The following is a 15,785-nucleotide window of genomic DNA, read 5'->3' on the forward strand; positions in this document are numbered from 1 at the left end:
CGCTCGATCGCTTACGGCGATCTAGTCAGCGAATTCGCGCGCACAATAATCATATCGATGCGAAACGATGAAGCGTCGACATGTCCGGCAATGCATATTTGCGGAGCGTGAGCGTCAGGCCATGACGTTCACGAATTTGTGCGGCGATCGCTGCGGTGATTTTGGGCTAATTGATATGATAATCGTCATTTTCTGACGTTTTTTCGTCGCGAGCGTCATTGATCGCCGCAGATGATCGTGCGAATGCGCAAAATCATGCGATGACGAAACTCGTGCGATTATGGAAGTCAGACGGCGAGCACTTCTGACGCGATCAATTGCAGCGGCTCATTGTTGTGCCCTCTCCCCTTGTGGGAGAGGGCAGCGACGCCGGTAGACGCAGGCTCACTCTGGTGAGGGGTCGGTCTCCGCGTATGGGCGCCGTTTTGAATCAACCGACAAACGGAAGCCTGATCGTGAACGAGGCACCGCCGTGCTCCCCGATTACTCGCTGATATGAACCCGTTGTGCGCTTCGATAATGGTGCGCGCAATGGACAAGCCCATGCCCATGCCTTCGGCTTTGCTGGTGTAAAACGGCTCGAAAACCTGTTTCAACTTGTCTTCTGGAATGCCGGGTCCGCGATCTGATACGGATAGCTCGGCAAACTGATCGGCGCGCGCAGTACGGATGCTGATAGTGCGGCTTTCCTCATTGAGGTCCAATTTCTTCAACTCGAACGGCGCCTTTTTTAGGAGGCTGCGCATCCTGCGAATGACCTCGGTGGCACGCCGGTCATCCTGTACAATATCGTTCACAATTTCCCTGAGTTCAACAACATCAGAAAGTGCAGCGATATCGGGACGCTGCGATTGCAGGATCGCGGCTGCGGTTTCGGCGTTCGTCAGAATGGACCCAAGCGGCTGGTTGATCTCGTGAGCAATCGAGGCGGTCAGTTCACCAGCGGTCGCGAAGCGATTGACGTGGGCCAGTTCAGCCATCCGCTGTCGCGACTGTACTTCGGCGAATTGACGCCGACGATGCTCAAATAACAAAAGTGCGATCAGTCCCGCTTGCGCGAGGACAAGCGCGATAGTGAACGTGATTTGCCACCAATATCGCTCCCACAACGTGGGCTCCCGGAAGTAGACGGCGCTACCGGGCGGCAGATCGCGCTCGGCAATTCCCCATCGCTGCATTTGTCGCCAGTCGAATATGGGAGATGCAACGTCAACGAATGATGGCTTGATGTCGGCGATCTTTTCGCCATTGAGGATGCGAAGCGCGACCGTGGCGGCTTTGGTGCTTTGCTCAACCACGGAATGCATGGGGCCACCGACGATGCCGTCTCCAAAAAAAGATTGGTCGTGAGTAAAGATCGGCGCGTTGGCCACCTTGGAAAGTTGGAGTAACGCGCCGGGCCCCTCATACGCCACGCCCGCGGCGTCAACATTCAGCAAGAGCCAGAAGATCGCACTATGTGGCGGGAGGGTCGCTGCGTCCTTCTGAATTTCTTCAAATGAAAGTTCATTGTAGTATCGAATTTGTACTCTCCCCGCCAGCGGCGCGGTTCGTCGGCGCGTCTCTTCCAGCCAATACGTTTCGCTTGGAGATGCTCCAATTACGACTGCAATTGTGGTTGTTAGAGGCAAGACGCTCAGAATATTTTCGAAGAACTCGATGGTGTTGTTGGTAGACCCTACCACGGTGTCATTTTCGCCCAATTTATCGAAGGCCACGCGCCGCCGCTCCACAGCCGTCAAGACCATCGGCGTATTTGGAAAAAGCTCTTTTCGGTGCCGCTGGACAAAATTGGCGGCTGGGGCGCCAATGGACATGATCAGATCGGGCGGGTTCTGGGTATTAAGGGCGTGAAGATAATCGACGAACGGACCATCTGATTTGTCGTTATTCAGGCGAGCAACCACAAGCGAGTGGTCCTGAAACTCCACTTTGCTGTGCCGACTTATTTCAGATCGAATGGCCTCTGCATAAACGGTCCAAGGCTTGAACCGAAGGCCGAACGAATGCAGCATCAGAACACGTTTCGGCGCTGGATCAGCTGCATAACTTTGGCCTGTCGTCGCGACCAACAATGCGACGGTCAACGCAGCGGTGAGGTTCCGCACGGGACGGGTCCGCCATGGTGAGGGAGGCAGCCAGAAAAGCATCGCACTCCAAGCCCCGATCCAGGTGGAGCACCGTAACCGCTCGATTAGATTAGCAACAAGGGGAAACTGCGGGGCAATTCTGACACAAGCAGGTCCGCAAGACCCGCGCGCTGCGTTGTGTACACTGATCTATGTAATTTAGGGGGATGATTCTTGAATATCCTCGCAACAGGCCGTCGCGCGGTCCGCACAAAGCCACGCCCTCGAAAGGACCCGCAGAGTGCGAAGCCGCGCGATCGCGCGTCGCCACGGATTAATAGGCGCAAATATAGTTCCCGTAAGCATCGTAGCAGCTGCGGCGGTACGCAGCAGTGCCAAGGGCAGCCGCGCCTACCGCTGCCGCCCCTACACCGTAGCCCCGATAGCCATAGCCGCGATAGCCATAGCCGCGATAGCCGCCACGGTAGCCTGCGCCGCGCACTGCAACAGCGCCGCCGCCCCGCGGTCCTCGAACCGCGACCGCACCGCCGCGGTAACCGCCGCCACCCCGATAGGCACCTCCGCCGCGCCGAGCCTCGGCATCATCAGGGATCAAGCAGACGATGAGCAAAACGAAAGCGGCAAGAGGAGCGAGAATATAGCGGAGCATGATGGAACCCTTCCATGAATTCATTGAGCCCCGCGCGCGAGATTGCGGCTCACTCCGCGCATGAGGTTGATGTAGATCAATCGAACCCGCGCAATGCGACGCCTACGCTATGTTCAGCCGCACCTGAGGCGGCTTCCGTCACTTTCGGTGACGCAAGTGCGAAAAGGGAGGTCCGCCATGCATTCGAGAAAGCTTCTTTCGATCAAGTCCGCGACTGTTGCCGGGATTGCTGCCAGCGCCCTGTTCGGGCTTGCAGGTCTCACCCTCACTCCAGCCCCGGCCAATGCGGTCGTGTACTGCCAGTACACTGCTTACCCGGCGGGCTGCGTTGCCCGGGCAGGCGTCGTGCTCAGCCCGCGCCCGGTGGCGCGCGCCGCAGTCCGTCATAACGCCGGTGGCAATGCGAATGGTGGCGTCAATCGCGTTGGAGCCCGGCGGTAAAGGCCGGTTTCACAAGCCAGGAAGAAGCCGTCATCGTTTCGTCCCGGTGGCGGCTTTTCTTTCTCTGGCGGGGATAGGCCACCGGTACCGCCGGGGCGGCATTACGGCATGAAACACACTTGGTACGTCACTTTTGAGGTGCCGCCGGACGGCACACTGTCACGACGGCGACATCCGCGCCTGACCAACACGTTTGAAAGCGAAGCAGCAGCCAAGGATTTTGCGCGAACCAAATTTAACGACGGACTGGTCGTCACTGCAGGGACTATCATCCCTCACTTTCCGAGAGTGTCGATCCCATCGACCGAAATCCCAAAATGGCTTGAAGCACCGAACCAAGTTGATCCAGATCAATAAGGAGGCCACCGACGCTGGTGACATGCTCTGAGGGGGCAGCAACCGGGAGCCTGAACATGAATGAACGTTCGGAGCCGAAACAGGTCTGTCGTCGCAACGCACTCACTTTCATGGGATGCGCAGCGGTCTTTGGGCTAGTGGCCTCGCCCGTGAGTTTGACGCTGTCAACGGCGGAAGCTCAGACCACGGCGCCGACCGCCACGGCCACCACGCCGCCTGCGGAGGCGCCCAAGTCGGGCACAGAACGCCGCCAGGAGCGGCGCAGCGGTCGAACCGAGCGGCGACAGGAACGCCGGACCGGCCGCACGGAGCGGCGCCAAGAGAGGCGTACAGGACGCGACGAGCGACGGGACGCTCGCGATGGCACCCCGGCCGCCACGACGACCACAGAGCAGAAAAAGTAGGCCGTTCATCGGGCAAAGCACAGCGACCGGGCCGCCTCAACGGAGGCCCGGAAGGCCCTACAGCGCGCCGCCAGCGCCGGGCTACCAGACAGCTGCCGAGCCCCTATCGTATCCAGCCTGAAAAACGACCTTAATTCATCTTGCGCCGGAGCTTCTCAACGAGGGCGCGCAGGTCGTCAATGTGTTCGGCAAATAGCTGCCGCGCCTGCTCTATACGTGATTGTTTCCGCTCCGGCGCGTCGTTGCCCGCAGGGCTTTCGTCAGGATCGTCCATTCCCCTTAGTACGCGGCGTACCGGAAAAAGGTTTTATCAAAATGGGCAACAGCGTGCCTCTAAATAGAGGCGCTGCGGTCTGCCCTATCCGCAGCCTCCAGTATCGCGAGCTGGCTCGCGAGGCCGGTAAAACTGCGGGATATGTTCTTCAGGATGTTCACTGTTCGCTCGGGTGTGCCGGGTTTGGCGGCCTTGCATCTGAACGCAGCGGCAAATTCCAGGCAAGCTGCGGCCGTGGGCATCGCAGCAGGTCCGGTGCCGCCGACTGCTGATCGATGCAGAAGTTCTTGAGATGCGGCCATCTGTGCGCGTGAGCGTTTTATCTGCTGCTGCACGGCGCCCGTTGCGTGCGGATGCTCGTCAAGTGTGCTGCGGTGGCTTTCTTCGAGGTCCTTGCCGGGGAAATAGCGCATGGCTGTTCTTCGCCGTCTGCACGGATTGGATGAACGTAAATAGTTTCACTCCTAATGATCCTCTGCAAGGAGGGGGTGTGGATTTCGGAATAACGGCACTCTACGCCTGTTTTGCCCGACGGCGCAACGCCGCACGAGGCGCCTGGATCGACGGATTCATCAGGCGCTTAAGCCATTGATTCTGCTCGCCCCGGCTACTGTGCATGGGGTTGTTTTCGAGACTTTTGATTCAGGGAGGCCATTCGTCGCCGCCGTAAGTGCGCCGCGGCGACCGTCAGTTTTGCCGAAAGCCCATCCGGAAGGCGCCCCAGTGCTTGCCGCGGATCATGATCGGCGAAGACAGATCCTTCATCAGCACGAACTGACCGCCGCCCATGTCGCGGCGATAGGTCTGGAGCAGGAACGGCTTGGTGTTGGCCGCGACCTTCTGCACCGCGCGATCGGTGAACAGGCGGCGGTTGCGGCAATTGGCGTTATTCCAGACCGGGTCCTTGCCCTGCGGCAGGCGGTAGTTCGGGTTGTGCGTCGGCAGATAGCCGCCCTTGGCCCAGGCGACGCAGAACACGATGCGGGGATCGGATTTCTGAATCGGATCCTGGATCGCGGGCAGCACGCGGTCGGTGAACTCGACATAGTCAGTGTTGTATTGCTTGGGATCGGTGCCGGGGATTTCCCGGTAGTTCTCGTCCATGAACTGGTCGAGCGTGATCTCGCCGCGGCCGATGGCGGCTTCGAACTCGTCCGAGATCCGCTTGGCGGTCTCGACGACCATTCGGATCAGCGGTGCATCCGACGTCTCGACGCCGCTGTCGGCGATCAGCGCGATCAGGCCTTCAGACGTGTCGAGCAGTTTGGTCACGCGCTGATCGGCGTTCTTGAGATCGCGCGACGAGAGGTCGACGCCCCTGGCAAGCTCGTTGAGCTCGCTGATGACGGTGTCGCAATGTCCGAGATTGGAGGTCGCCGCGCGCGTGACGCTGCCGATCTCCGCTTCCACGGAGGCGAAGCCCTGCTGGACCCGCGAGATGATGCCGGAGATCCGCTGGGCGCCTTCGCCGGCGGTCTTCGCGCGCTGCGAGGCATCGCTGCTCTCCCCGATCAGGCCTTCGATCTGGCCATCGAGATCGCGCACGGTGTCGGAGATCTGGTGTGTGGCCTGGCGGGTGGCTTCCGCGAGGTTCTTGACCTCGCTTGCGACCACTGCGAAGCCTCGGCCGGCATTGCCGGCGCGTGCTGCCTCGATGGTGGCGTTGAGCGCGAGCAGGTTGGTCTGCTTCGCGATCGCCTCGATCGAGCCGGACACTTTGGCGACTTGTGCCAGCGCGGAGCCGACTGCGCTCAGCCGCGCCTCGATACGTTCGACGGCTGCAACGAGTTCGGAGATGTGGCTGACCGCGGCGTCGACTGCGCCGCGCGACTGCGCGATCTCGCCGACCGCCGCTGACGTGGTGGTTTGCACAGCCTGCGACGCATTGGCGATGTCGTGATTGGCCGACACCATCGTCTCGGCGGTTTCCTGGAGATGATGAAACCGTTCCGACTGGTTCGCGACGCGGTTTGCGACTTCCTGGACGTTGCCGGCGATGTCGGCGAGTTCCACGCCGAGGCCGCCGATGCGATCGGCGAGCTGATCGATCAGCCGTTCGGCAAGCGTTCGGTTGGAGCCAGTGTCCAGTACTGCAAGTTGTACGACGGACATGTCTTGAGAGTCCTCCAGTCAGAGCCGTTCGCCGGCTCTCCGCGGCATTCCCATTCCAATTCCGATCTTAAGAGGTGATTCGCGCTTTGGCGTCTTGCCTGAGCGCGCACTAGAGCTTGTAGGCCGTCCGGAATCCGCCCCAGTGCCGGCCCTGCACGCGAATCGGAACGTCGATCTCGCGCATCATCACCGTATTTCCGTTGCCCATGTCACGCGCATAGCTCTGCACCAGATACGAGCGCAGGTTGCGCGCGGCAGCCAACCCCGCCGGATCGTTGAAGATCCGCCGGTTGCGGCTGTTGGCCGTGTTCCAGGCGGAATCGCCCGGCCGCTGCGGATGCGAATAGATCCTGTTGTGCACCGGCAGGAAGCCGTTGCGATCGACCATGGCGCAGAACGCCAAGCGCGGGTCCTTTGCCAAAAAGGCTTCCTGGAACGCCGGCAGCGCGCGGTCGGCCCAGTCCAGATATCTGGTGCGGTACTGCTGCGGATCGGTTCCGGCGATTTCGGCGTAGTCAGTGTCGAAGAGGTCATCGATCTTCACCTCGCCGCGGGCAACCGCCTGCTCGAAGATCGCGGTCAGCGCGTTGCCCGCTTCCATGGCGCGGGTCACGAACTCGGTGTTTTCTTCGTGGATCGACCAGAGCCGGTCCTCGACCTTCTCGCTGAGCGCGGCATCGGGATTGACGAATTGCGCGCGGGCGCCGGCCTTGGATTGCTCGACCACGCGCAGGCGGCAGGCGCCGACGCCTTCGAGGGTGCCTTCGACCATGGCTTGCGATGCAAGGCGGCCCGCGTCGGAGCCGCCGATCAGCACGCCGTCCATCGATATCTCGTAGACCGGCAGCACCCCCCGGGCGGTTTCGAGCTTGAGATGGCAGGGCAGCCGCTCGGTCTTGCGGCGGTCGTCGTGCTCGCTCTGGCGGAGCAGCACGGCACAGCGCGATTTCAGCTTCTGTGCGAAGGCGGTCACGGCCTTGCCTGCGCTGGCGACGTTCTCGCCGTGGTTCTCGGCTGCCTTGGTCGCGGCATCGATCTCGGCTGCGCTTTCGCCGACCGAGATGATGAATTCCGACGCGCTGGTCGCGTTGCCTGAGACTTCGCTGGTGGTGGCGTTCTGTTCGGCGACCGCGCCGTTGACGGTTTCGAAGACCGGGCGGATCGCTTCGATCGCCTGCGAGATACGGTGCACCGCATCAGCGGAGCCGGCGGCGTCGCGCTGCAGCGCGTCGATCTTTTTGGTGATTTCCTCCGTCGCGCCCTGGGTCTGCACGGCGAGTGCCTTGACCTCGGTGGCGACGACCGCAAAGCCTCTTCCCGCAGCGCCCGCACGCGCGGCCTCGATGGTGGAGTTGAGCGCGAGCAGCGTCGTCTGCCGCGCGATCTGTGCGATCAGATTGACGACGTTGCCGATGGCGGCCGAGGATTCGCGCAAACGATCGACGTTGGCGCGAGCTTCCTGTGCTGCGGCGCTGGCCTCGTCGGCGAGCTTGCCGGCCTCGCGAACCTGCGCCCCGATGCCCAGCGCCGACTGGGTGAATTTGTCGGCGGCATGGGCGAAGGTGGAGGCGTTCGATTGCGCGGCGTTGGTCCGGCCGGTCAGGGCGTCGGTGCGGTCGCGGATGGCGGCAAGCGTCGTGGCGGTGGCCTCGGCGCCGCCGGCCACCGAATTGGCGGCGCGCTCAAGCTGGCGAATCATGGCGCCCAGCTCGAGTTCCAGCAGTTCCAGGATTTCCTTGGCCGAATCGCTTTCGACGGCCGCCGCGGGCTCGGAATTGGCCACCGGCTGCGCAGCCTGCGGGGCAGCCGCAGTTGCAGCCATGTCCGGCAGACGCTTCCGAAATAGTCCGAATGCCATCAGGTCTCTCTTGTCGGGGGACGGTCGGACGCTATTTTCGCAGGCTGGAATGAAATCAGGGTTAACGATGCCTGACATCTAGGCACGGTCCAGTACGGTGTTACCTTAAAGTCGTAGAGCCTCTTTCTTTCCAGTGGGGGGGCGGCCTATAAGGCCGCGCTTCCCACGCTCACCTTGGCGCACGAGTCCCTAGAGAAGATCACGCATGGCCGGACATTCCCAATTCAAGAACATCATGCACCGCAAGGGGCGGCAGGATGCCCAGAAGTCGAAACTGTTCGGCAAGCTGGCGCGGGAAATCACCGTCGCGGCCAAGCTGGGGACGCCCGACCCCAACATGAACCCGCGCCTGCGTGCGGCCATCATCGCGGCGCGCCAGGAGAACATGCCGAAGGACAATATCGAGCGCGCCGTCAAGAAGGCGCTCGGCAGCGACGGCGAGAATTATGACGAGATCCGCTACGAGGGTTATGGCCCCGGCGGCGTTGCCGTCATCGTCGAGGCGCTGACCGACAATCGCAACCGCGCGGCTTCCGACATCCGCTCCTTCTTCACCAAGTCCGGAGGCAATCTCGGCGAAACCGGCTCGGTCTCCTTCATGTTCGACCGCACCGGCATCGTCGAATACGACCGCAGTGTCGCCTCCGACGATGCGGTGCTGGATGCCGCGATCGAGGCCGGCGCCGACGACGTGATCTCGAGCGAAGGCGGCCATGAGATCTACGCCTCGACCGAAGGCTATCGCGACGTCGCCAAGGCGTTGGAGGCCAAGTTCGGCGAGCCGCGCAAGGCCGCGCTGATCTGGAAGCCGCAGAACACGGTGGCGGTCGACGACGAGACCGGCGAGAAGCTATTGAAGCTGATGGACCTGCTCAACGAGCACGACGACGTCCAGCACGTCTACGCCAATTTCGAGGTGTCGGACGCACTGCTGGCGAAGATGGGCGGATAGGGGGCGGCACTTCCCCTGTTACTTCCGTTCTGTTTCTGTTTCCCCCACGGCAGTCAGCCGCTATCACTGGCCCATGACGACGCTCCCGATTCGTGGCCCCGTTCGCATCATCGGCATCGACCCTGGCCTGCGCCGCACCGGCTGGGGCGTGATCGAGGCCGACGGCAACCGCCTGATCTACATCGCCTGTGGCTCGGTGGAGCCGCCGGACGATTTGCCGCTGGCGAGCCGGCTGCTCGCGATCCACGAGGGGCTCGCCGCCGTCCTGTCCGGTCACAAGCCGATGGAAGCCGCGGTCGAGCAGACTTTCGTCAACAAGGACGGCGTCGCGACGCTGAAGCTCGGCCAGGCCCGCGGCGTCGCCATGCTCGCGCCCGCGATGTTCGGCATCAGTGTTGCCGAATACGCGCCGAACCAGGTGAAAAAGACGGTGGTCGGCGCCGGCCACGCCGACAAGCAGCAGATCGCGATGATGCTCAAGATTTTGCTGCCGAAAGCCGATCCGCCGTCCGCGGACGCCGCCGACGCGCTCGCCATCGCCATCACCCACGCCCATCATCGCCAGAGCACCGCGCTGCGGCTGAAAGTGGCAGGCTTATGATCGGCAAGCTCAAGGGCCTGATCGATTCCTACGGCGAGGATTTCGTCATCCTCGACGTCGGCGGTGTCGGTTATCAGGTGCATTGCTCGACGCGCACGCTGCAACATCTGCCCTCGCCGGGCGAGGCCGCCGTGCTGTCGATCGAGACCTATGTTCGCGAGGACCAGATCAAACTGTTCGGCTTCCGCAGCGACCAGGAGCGCGAATGGTTTCGCCTGCTCCAGACCGTGCAGGGCGTCGGCGCCAAGGTCGCGCTCGCCGTGCTCGGCACGCTCCAGCCGTCCGATCTCGCCAACGCGATCGCCTTGCGCGACAAGGCTGCGGTGGCGCGCACGCCCGGTGTCGGCCCCAAGGTCGCCGAGCGCATCGTCACCGAACTGAAGGACAAGGCGCCGGCCTTTTCCAATGTCGATCCGGCTGTCGTGCACCTCGCCGGCGCCGTCGACGACCAGCGCGCGCCGCGGCCGGTGGCGGATGCGATCTCCGCACTGGTCAATCTCGGCTACGGCCAGCCGCAAGCTGCCGCCGCGATCGCATCGGCCTCGCGCAGCGCGGGCGAGACCGCCGAGACCGCGCAGCTCATCCGGCTGGGCCTGAAGGAGCTGTCGAAGTGAGTGCGGCCCGCGCCAATCCTGTCGCCATTCTTTTTCGTCGCCTTTCGCGCGTGGCCGGCATCGTCGCGATCTTCTCCGTTGTGGGGCCGCTGACGGTCGCCGCGCTGGTCTCGGTGATGGTGACGACGCTTGGTGCCGCGGTGCTGCAGATGTTTCTTGCGCTCCTCGAACTGGAGGCACTGCGCACCCTGGTTTCGGTCGCGATCGTGCTGCTGGCCATCGCCACGATTCTCGCCTCGTTCCTTCCTGCAGTCGCCGCCGGCTTGATCTTCGCACTGGCTGCGGTCTACGCCGACCTCAACATGATCTGGATGGCGTGGCTCGCCGCAGCCGTGGCCGCCGCCGGCTTCGTCGGGTTTGGCATGTTCGTTGTTCCTGCCGAAACTTCGGCGGTGATCTTGCCGAGTGTCCGTTCCGCGCCTGAGGCGCTGAAGCTTTCCGCCATGCTCGCCATCGTCGCTGTCATCCCGGCCAGCCTGTGCTGGTGGCTCGCGAAACCGCTGCACCGTGTTATCCTGCCCGCATGAGCACGCCTCCCCGCATGGTCACGCCCGAGCGCCGCAGCGATGATGTCGGCGATACTGCGCTGCGCCCGCAATCGCTGTCCGACTTCGTCGGCCAGCAGCAGGCGCGCAAGAATCTGTCCATCTTCATCGAGGCGGCGCGCAAGCGCGGCGAGGCGCTCGATCACGTGCTGTTCGTCGGTCCCCCCGGTCTCGGCAAGACCACGCTGGCGCAGATCGTGGCCAAGGAGCTCGGCGTCGGCTTTCGTGCCACGTCGGGCCCGGTGATCGCCAAGGCCGGCGATCTCGCGGCGCTGCTCACCAATCTCGAAGAGCGCGATGTGCTGTTCATTGACGAGATCCATCGCCTGAGCCCGGCGGTGGAAGAAGTGCTCTATCCCGCGATGGAGGATTTCCAGCTCGACCTCATCATCGGCGAGGGCCCGGCGGCGCGCTCGGTGAAGATCGAGCTATCGAAATTCACCCTTGTCGGCGCCACCACCCGCGCCGGCCTGCTCACCAATCCCTTGCGCGACCGCTTCGGCATTCCGATCCGGTTGAATTTCTACACGATCGAAGAGCTTGAGAGTATCGTCACCCGGGGCGCCCGCGTGCTCAACGTCGGCATGAGCGCGGATGGCGCCAACGAGATCGCGCGCCGCGCCCGTGGCACGCCGCGTATCGCCGGCCGGCTGTTGCGCCGCGTGCGCGATTTCGCCTCGGCGGCTGATGCCGACAGGATTGATCGCAAGATTGCCGACCACGCGCTGAGTGCGCTCGAGGTCGACGCCGCCGGCCTCGATGCCATGGACCGCCGCTATCTCACGACCATCGCGCAGAACTATGGCGGCGGCCCGGTCGGCGTCGAGACGATGGCCGCCGCGTTGTCCGAGCCGCGCGATGCGATTGAGGACATCATCGAGCCCTATCTGATCCAGTGCGGCTATCTGCAGCGCACCCCGCGCGGCCGCCTGCTCACCTCGCACGCCTTCCGCCACCTCGGCATCAGCGAGCCCTCGCGCGATGCGGCGGCGCAGTTCGGCCTGTTCGGCACCGACGAGAGCGACGACTGATCTGCGCAAGTGCAGACTGCTCGGGCCGTATGAATTTCCAGTCATCTCGTGCAGAGGGTCTGCACAAACGCACCCCATTTCCGCTCCAATAGGGTCGCATCAACAAGCCGCATCACGATCGGGCTGCCATGATCACGCGCCGTCATTTCTTCCGTTCCATCGGCGGCCTGTCCGCCCTTGGCGTCTCGACCGCGGCCTATGGCGTCGGCGTCGAGCCGATGCTTCGGCTTCGGGTCACCCGCTATCATCCAACCCCGCGGCAATGGCCGGCGGATTTCCCGCTGAAGATCGCCGTGATCGCCGACATCCATGCCTGCGATCCCTGGATGTCGCTGGAGCGGATCGAGGCAATCGTCGATCGCACCAACGCGCTGAACGCGGATATCATCGTGCTGCTCGGCGACTATGTCGCCGGCCTGCACCAGGTCACGCGTGTCATTGCGGCGAGCGAATGGGCCAAGGTGCTGGCCGGCCTGAAAGCGCCGCTCGGCGTCCATGCCGTCATGGGCAATCACGATTATTGGGACGACAGGACCGTGCAGCAGGTGGGGCACGGGGCGACGGTCGCGCATCGCGCGCTGGAGGCGGCCGGCATTCCCGTCTACGAGAACGACGTCGTGCGGCTCACCAAGGACGGCCGCGCGTTCTGGCTCGCCGGCCTCGGCGATCAGCTTGCCTTTCTGCCGGCGCGACGCTTCCGGAGCACGGGGCGCTTCGGCGCCGACGATCTCGACGCGACGCTTGCCAAGGTCACCGACGATGCGCCGATCATCCTGCTCGCGCATGAGCCCAATATCGCGCCGCGCGTGCCCGCCCGCGTCGCGCTACAATTGTCCGGCCACACCCATGGCGGCCAGGTCCGCCTGCTCGGCTGGTCGCCGGCGGTTCCGCCGCAGCACGGCATCCGGCTCGCCTACGGTCATGTCCGGCTGAAGTGCGACGTCATCATCTCCGGCGGCCTCGGTTGCAGCATCATGCCGCTCCGCGTCGGTGTGCCGCCGGAGATCGTCGAGGTGACGCTGGGGCGTGGGGCCGTGGTGTCCTGACGACGGGGCGTGAAAACTACGTCAGATGATGCTACATCTGATGTGGAGGAGCGCTCATGATTGCCACGATTTCAATTGACGACGAGCTTTTCGCAAAGGCACGGCAGTTTACCGGCCTTGGAGAGTCATCTGCCGTCATCGAGCAGGTATTGAGGGCGTTCGTCCAGATGGAAGCTAGACGCCGTCTTGCGCGCGCAGGAGGGACTCAATCTGATGCGCATGCGCCGCCACGTCGTCGCCCCTGATATTCCATGAGTAGTAGCTTCATGTCTCATCTCGACGGCGAGATTCGCGACGGCCGCCACCACATGCAGGTCCGCGTCTACTACGAGGACACGGATTTCTCTGACTGGACGTTGTCGTAACAGATAAACGTGCTGATGTTCCCTGTTTTGGGACAGTTTTCTGGGAAAAGCTGCGTGCTGAAAAGGGCTGCGGCGTTCAAGTACGGGGTGTATTCGTAGGGCATCCGCTTGCGCACTGGATGCACTATAATGCAGTCGACCAAGTTACGGAAAGCGACACGAGTCTCGATCGCCTTCGGATTTGTCTTGAGCGCGGTGACCAGTATCTTTGCCTCCGAACAATATCGGTCACCAAACCTCGGATGGTCGAACGGGATCACGTTTTCGCCACCGTTGCCGAGCAACCGCAGGCGCTCCTCGACAGTTTCCCGCTCCGCATCACATTCATCTATCCGCTTGACCAACTCTTCCGGCTTGCGACGGCTGTTCGCGATCGCATATGACAAGCGTTCGATCTCAGTGTTCAGCACATGGCGCCGACGCTCTAGGTTAGAGCGTTCGCTGTTCTTTTGCTGATCGCTCTTCCGCTCCTCCTTCCAGGCACGCATCGCCTCGTCAATGGCTTTCGGAGAAAGCAATCTTACTTCCATTTTCTCCGCAACATCCTTCAGTAGAACGTCCATATCAAAGCTGCGGGTATGCTCGCAGGTGCTTCGCTGATGCGCGTTGGCGCATGCGGCGCGTGGTCCGCCATTCCGGGAGGATTGAGCGATTCGCATATGGCCGTGGCAAACGCCGCACCGAAGGACTCCTGCAAGCGGATGCTCGTTGTTGCGCGGGACCACGGGTCGGCGCCGCGGCTTGCCGGTCGGTCCGAACATGTGGATAGCGCGCTCACTGCGAACCTTCTGCGCTCTATCCCAGAGCGCTTGGGGAACGATCCGCAGCTCGGCGTTTTTGACGATGATGTGGCGTTCTTCCGGATTGCGGCGCTTCTGCTTCTTCTGCGTTTCCGGATTGAGAATTGTTGAGCGAACATTCCAATGTATTTCGCCGATATACAGTTCGTTGCCGATAATGCCGCGACCATGGCGACCGCCAGTGATGCACTGATGATTCCAGGTGGTACGACCAGCCTTGTTCTTATGACGAGTGGCCCCAGGCGAGGGCACGCCTTCGCGGGTGAGATCGGCGGCGATATCTCGCGTTGAACGGCCCGACGTATACTCGATGAAGATACGGCGCACGATCTTCGCTTCGCTCTCATCGATCATCCGCTCGCCAGGCGCGCCCGGCCTCGGCCGATAACCATAGGCGTATGAGCCGGGAATTCTTCCGTTGCTGACAGCGTTATCGTGCCCGCGCCGAACCTTGTCGGCGAGCTGTGGCTTGTAGATCGTATTGTACAGACTTGCGATGCTGATGTCAGTCGCCGTCGCATAAACGCCTTTCTGATCCATCAGCTCAACGCGGTTGAACTCAAACACCTGCTTGAGCCGCTGGATTGTGGCGGGGTCGCGCGACAAGCGGTCGAAATGCTCGACGATGATCACGTCGAAGTCTTGCTTACGCACACCTTCGAGCAAACGCTGATAGCCATCGCGCTTGTCTTCGGTAAGGCCAGACTTTGCCGCGTCGACAAATTCACCAACGACATCGAGGCTATTGCGTGCGGCGACCTTCCGGCAGAGTAATAGCTGACCATCAATCGAGGTCACTCTTTGCATGTCGCTCGAGTAGCGGGCGTATATCGCGGCCCTCTTTTTTTGTGATGGTGTCGCCATCCCGTTCCCCTATCGACTGCCCCGAAACGCCTTGTTCATCCCGCGCAAGCTGCCGTCCAATGGCACGCGCCAGCTCGAGCCAAATTTCCTCATTGTTGGGATTGTCCCAACTTTGCAGGTGAGAAGGATCAAGCGGTCGGATGATCGCCTTTTGGCCCTGAGGCGATCGGATTCGGGTACGCATTACAGCAAAGCCTTCACAAGCTACCGTAAATTTCCAGCGCGCGCTATGGATAAGCGACAGGGATCACGTGCGGCGTTCGCATGCTCCGTTCGGAGGCTCGATCGAAGCCCCTGCATTCGGCTTTCGCCCGATGCGGATTGCCATCCAGCAGCAGCCTCGGTCGGCAAGCGGCATGACCTGACAAGAGTCACGACAGGGCGACGGATGACTTTTGCTCCTGCAGCGCTCATGGAAGTCTCAATCGGCAATGGCGAGTCTATTCATGTTGACGGTTGCAGTCGTGAATGAAAATGAGATTCTTCGAATGTCGGGCGCGAGCGTGTCGCTGCGAAGATAATCGTAGGCCGGAGGGAATTTGCTGAGCAAAGCGGAGTAGAAATACTTGTGTCTGAGGGTGCGAGACATCCGATTGATCCCGTTCATAGCTTGACGACGCCGTTTTCGCGTCATCACAGGACGAACGTCATTGAACCGGACGCAAGACACGTCGGAGTCGCACCGACCCACTGGCGTGCGACTCCGCGACCGGATGGATCTAACTGCTTGCGCGCGCCTGCGACGCCAATCCTATGCCAACTCCTGGCAAGCATCGGAGCCG

At 62.1% G+C, this 15,785-nt stretch carries 16 protein-coding genes and 1 pseudogene; 10 read left to right on the plus strand and 7 right to left on the minus strand.

The genetic code is table 11. The features are described from left to right. Positions 1-287: 287 nt before the first annotated feature. Positions 288-2,108 carry a sensor histidine kinase gene (locus ABIC03_RS28980; RefSeq protein ID WP_354063102.1) on the minus strand — a complete coding sequence of 607 codons (1,821 nt, stop codon included), beginning with the start codon at positions 2,106-2,108 and terminating at the stop codon, positions 288-290. A gap of 295 nt (positions 2,109-2,403) precedes the next feature. Then, complete coding sequence (locus tag ABIC03_RS28985) at positions 2,404-2,739, minus strand: hypothetical protein (protein ID WP_354063104.1); 336 nt, start codon at positions 2,737-2,739, stop codon at positions 2,404-2,406. A 177-nt stretch (positions 2,740-2,916) separates the two neighbouring features. Between ABIC03_RS28985 and ABIC03_RS28990 the strand changes: the two genes are divergently transcribed. Together ABIC03_RS28990 and ABIC03_RS28995 are read left to right on the plus strand one after the other, a co-directional pair. Continuing rightward, the gene (locus tag ABIC03_RS28990) at positions 2,917-3,180 is read left to right on the plus strand and encodes a hypothetical protein (protein ID WP_354063106.1); all 264 of its coding nucleotides are present in this window, start codon (positions 2,917-2,919) and stop codon (positions 3,178-3,180) included. Positions 3,181-3,288: 108 nt separating this feature from the next. Beyond that, positions 3,289-3,537: a hypothetical protein gene (locus ABIC03_RS28995; RefSeq protein ID WP_275174284.1), complete on the plus strand. Its 249-nt coding sequence runs from the start codon at positions 3,289-3,291 to the stop codon at positions 3,535-3,537. A gap of 534 nt (positions 3,538-4,071) precedes the next feature. On the opposite strand, the gene ABIC03_RS29000 is transcribed toward ABIC03_RS28995, so the two are convergent. The 4 genes from ABIC03_RS29000 to ABIC03_RS29015 all read right to left on the minus strand — a co-directional run bounded on the left by ABIC03_RS29000 (position 4,072) and on the right by ABIC03_RS29015 (position 8,185). After that, the gene (locus ABIC03_RS29000; RefSeq protein ID WP_354063108.1) at positions 4,072-4,215 is read right to left on the minus strand and encodes a hypothetical protein; all 144 of its coding nucleotides are present in this window, start codon (positions 4,213-4,215) and stop codon (positions 4,072-4,074) included. 59 nt (positions 4,216-4,274) lie between these two features. Further along, entirely contained in the window at positions 4,275-4,628 is a 354-nt protein-coding gene (locus ABIC03_RS29005) for a hypothetical protein (RefSeq protein WP_354063110.1), read from the minus strand. A gap of 274 nt (positions 4,629-4,902) precedes the next feature. Further along, on the minus strand, positions 4,903-6,327 hold the full coding sequence (locus ABIC03_RS29010; RefSeq protein WP_354063112.1) for a methyl-accepting chemotaxis protein: 1,425 nt from the start codon (positions 6,325-6,327) through the stop codon (positions 4,903-4,905). A gap of 109 nt (positions 6,328-6,436) precedes the next feature. Continuing rightward, positions 6,437-8,185 carry a methyl-accepting chemotaxis protein gene (locus ABIC03_RS29015; RefSeq protein WP_354063114.1) on the minus strand — a complete coding sequence of 583 codons (1,749 nt, stop codon included), beginning with the start codon at positions 8,183-8,185 and terminating at the stop codon, positions 6,437-6,439. A gap of 205 nt (positions 8,186-8,390) precedes the next feature. Here ABIC03_RS29015 and ABIC03_RS29020 point away from each other — a divergent pair, with 205 nt between their 5' ends. The 8 genes and pseudogenes from ABIC03_RS29020 to ABIC03_RS39310 form a co-directional block, all read left to right on the plus strand. Continuing rightward, the gene (locus tag ABIC03_RS29020) at positions 8,391-9,137 is read left to right on the plus strand and encodes a YebC/PmpR family DNA-binding transcriptional regulator (protein ID WP_275174278.1); all 747 of its coding nucleotides are present in this window, start codon (positions 8,391-8,393) and stop codon (positions 9,135-9,137) included. A 73-nt stretch (positions 9,138-9,210) separates the two neighbouring features. Beyond that, on the plus strand, positions 9,211-9,738 hold the full coding sequence (ruvC, locus tag ABIC03_RS29025) for a crossover junction endodeoxyribonuclease RuvC (protein ID WP_354063116.1): 528 nt from the start codon (positions 9,211-9,213) through the stop codon (positions 9,736-9,738). Beyond that, complete coding sequence (ruvA, locus tag ABIC03_RS29030) at positions 9,735-10,352, plus strand: Holliday junction branch migration protein RuvA (protein WP_275174274.1); 618 nt, start codon at positions 9,735-9,737, stop codon at positions 10,350-10,352. Before ruvC ends, ruvA begins: the two co-directional genes overlap by 4 nt. Before the next feature lie 50 nt (positions 10,353-10,402). Next, positions 10,403-10,879, plus strand: coding sequence for a hypothetical protein (locus ABIC03_RS29035; protein ID WP_354063118.1), 477 nt, complete (start codon positions 10,403-10,405; stop codon positions 10,877-10,879). Further along, positions 10,876-11,928, plus strand: a complete 1,053-nt coding sequence (gene ruvB / locus ABIC03_RS29040) for a Holliday junction branch migration DNA helicase RuvB (protein WP_354063120.1) — start codon at positions 10,876-10,878, stop codon at positions 11,926-11,928. The genes ABIC03_RS29035 and ruvB overlap by 4 nt, the downstream gene beginning before the upstream one ends. Positions 11,929-12,056: 128 nt before the next feature. Further along, the gene (locus ABIC03_RS29045; RefSeq protein ID WP_354063122.1) at positions 12,057-12,974 is read left to right on the plus strand and encodes a metallophosphoesterase; all 918 of its coding nucleotides are present in this window, start codon (positions 12,057-12,059) and stop codon (positions 12,972-12,974) included. A 56-nt stretch (positions 12,975-13,030) separates the two neighbouring features. Beyond that, positions 13,031-13,219, plus strand: a complete 189-nt coding sequence (locus ABIC03_RS29050; protein WP_354063124.1) for a type II toxin-antitoxin system VapB family antitoxin — start codon at positions 13,031-13,033, stop codon at positions 13,217-13,219. A 21-nt stretch (positions 13,220-13,240) separates the two neighbouring features. Next, positions 13,241-13,321: pseudogene (locus tag ABIC03_RS39310) on the plus strand (acyl-CoA thioester hydrolase); the annotation flags it as partial. On the opposite strand, the gene ABIC03_RS29055 reads toward ABIC03_RS39310, so the two are convergent. Beyond that, positions 13,300-15,003 (minus strand): recombinase family protein, encoded by a 1,704-nt coding sequence (locus tag ABIC03_RS29055; RefSeq protein WP_354063126.1) that lies wholly within the window; start codon positions 15,001-15,003, stop codon positions 13,300-13,302. The pseudogene ABIC03_RS39310 and the gene ABIC03_RS29055 overlap by 22 nt on opposite strands. Positions 15,004-15,785: the final 782 nt, after the last annotated feature.

It is taken from the genome of Bradyrhizobium sp. RT6a (genome assembly GCF_040547675.1).
In the GTDB taxonomy this organism is placed as follows: Bacteria; Pseudomonadota; Alphaproteobacteria; order Rhizobiales; family Xanthobacteraceae; genus Bradyrhizobium.

Bases quoted from the DNA above. Each gene is read 5' to 3' on its own strand.
- ABIC03_RS28985 (WP_354063104.1), bottom strand. From the start codon at position 2,739: ATGCTCCGCTATATTCTCGCTCCTCTTGCCGCTTTCGTTTTGCTCATC.
- ABIC03_RS28990 (WP_354063106.1), top strand. From the start codon at position 2,917: ATGCATTCGAGAAAGCTTCTTTCGATCAAGTCCGCGACTGTTGCCGGG.
- ABIC03_RS28995 (WP_275174284.1), top strand. From the start codon at position 3,289: ATGAAACACACTTGGTACGTCACTTTTGAGGTGCCGCCGGACGGCACA.
- ABIC03_RS29000 (WP_354063108.1), bottom strand. From the start codon at position 4,215: ATGGACGATCCTGACGAAAGCCCTGCGGGCAACGACGCGCCGGAGCGG.
- ABIC03_RS29005 (WP_354063110.1), bottom strand. From the start codon at position 4,628: ATGCGCTATTTCCCCGGCAAGGACCTCGAAGAAAGCCACCGCAGCACA.
- ABIC03_RS29010 (WP_354063112.1), bottom strand. From the start codon at position 6,327: ATGTCCGTCGTACAACTTGCAGTACTGGACACTGGCTCCAACCGAACG.
- ABIC03_RS29015 (WP_354063114.1), bottom strand. From the start codon at position 8,185: ATGGCATTCGGACTATTTCGGAAGCGTCTGCCGGACATGGCTGCAACT.
- ABIC03_RS29020 (WP_275174278.1), top strand. From the start codon at position 8,391: ATGGCCGGACATTCCCAATTCAAGAACATCATGCACCGCAAGGGGCGG.
- ruvC (WP_354063116.1), top strand. From the start codon at position 9,211: ATGACGACGCTCCCGATTCGTGGCCCCGTTCGCATCATCGGCATCGAC.
- ruvA (WP_275174274.1), top strand. From the start codon at position 9,735: ATGATCGGCAAGCTCAAGGGCCTGATCGATTCCTACGGCGAGGATTTC.
- ruvB (WP_354063120.1), top strand. From the start codon at position 10,876: ATGAGCACGCCTCCCCGCATGGTCACGCCCGAGCGCCGCAGCGATGAT.
- ABIC03_RS29045 (WP_354063122.1), top strand. From the start codon at position 12,057: ATGATCACGCGCCGTCATTTCTTCCGTTCCATCGGCGGCCTGTCCGCC.
- ABIC03_RS29050 (WP_354063124.1), top strand. From the start codon at position 13,031: ATGATTGCCACGATTTCAATTGACGACGAGCTTTTCGCAAAGGCACGG.
- ABIC03_RS29055 (WP_354063126.1), bottom strand. From the start codon at position 15,003: ATGGCGACACCATCACAAAAAAAGAGGGCCGCGATATACGCCCGCTAC.